Origin of the sequence: Gemmobacter caeruleus (assembly GCF_008271655.1) — a bacterium.
Lineage (GTDB): Bacteria > Pseudomonadota > Alphaproteobacteria > Rhodobacterales > Rhodobacteraceae > Gemmobacter > Gemmobacter caeruleus.
The window spans coordinates 1-753 of record NZ_VKKX01000049.1 but is presented as its reverse complement, the minus strand read 5'-3'; the positions used below and the strand labels follow the sequence as shown (position 1 = coordinate 753).

Genomic DNA, 753 nt, shown 5'->3' with positions numbered 1-753 from the left:
CGCCCGTCGCGGCGCGCTTGCGCAGGCCGAACAGACGGTCGGTGAACTCCTTGCCGTTATCGGTCAGAATGGTGCGGATGCGGAGCGGGCAGGCGCGCTCCAGGTCGCGCAGAAAGCGCCGGGCATTGGCCGCGGTCTTGGCCTTGAAGACGCGGATGAAGACCCAGCGGGTGGCACGATCGATGGCCACAAACAGGTAGCGGCGCGAGGTTTCGTCAGCCATTTGAGGCAGATACTTCACGTCGATGTGGATGTAGCCGGGCTCGTAAGCCTTGAAGCCGCTGTGCTTGGGTCGCGCCACCTTGGCCTGCAGATCACGCAGGTTGGCCACGCCATGCCGACGAAGGCAGCGGTCCAGACCCGAGCGCGAGACATGCGGGTTCAGGAACTCACGCACCACGGCCAAGAGGTCATCGAGCGTCACCAGCAGCGTCTTGCGCAGCGCCACAGCCACGGCTTCCTGCGTCGGCGTCAGGGTGGTCCGGAGCTTGTGCGGCGTGTGGCTGCGATCTTCGACGCTGTCGCGCTTGCGCCATTTGTAGATCGTCTGAGGCGTCACCCCGAAGCGCTCGGCCAGAACCGTGCCGACCTCCTCGCTCGCCTGGATCGCTGCACGAACCTTGGGCGTCGTCGTCGCTTGGCTGTGAAGATGGATCAGCATGACCGTGCCCCGTCCCGAATGCCCCTCAGCACCGATCTTGCCATGAAGAGTGCAGATCGCCGAGGGGAAATGTGATCATCCGGGATCAAACA

Annotated in this window: 1 protein-coding gene; it reads right to left on the bottom strand. The window is 64.3% G+C overall.

What is annotated here, in order from left to right; translation table 11 throughout:
* On the bottom strand, positions 1-661 hold a 661-nt coding region (locus FOA17_RS15520; RefSeq protein ID WP_149142422.1), incomplete at its 3' end, for a DDE-type integrase/transposase/recombinase.
* Positions 662-753 lie beyond the last annotated feature (92 nt).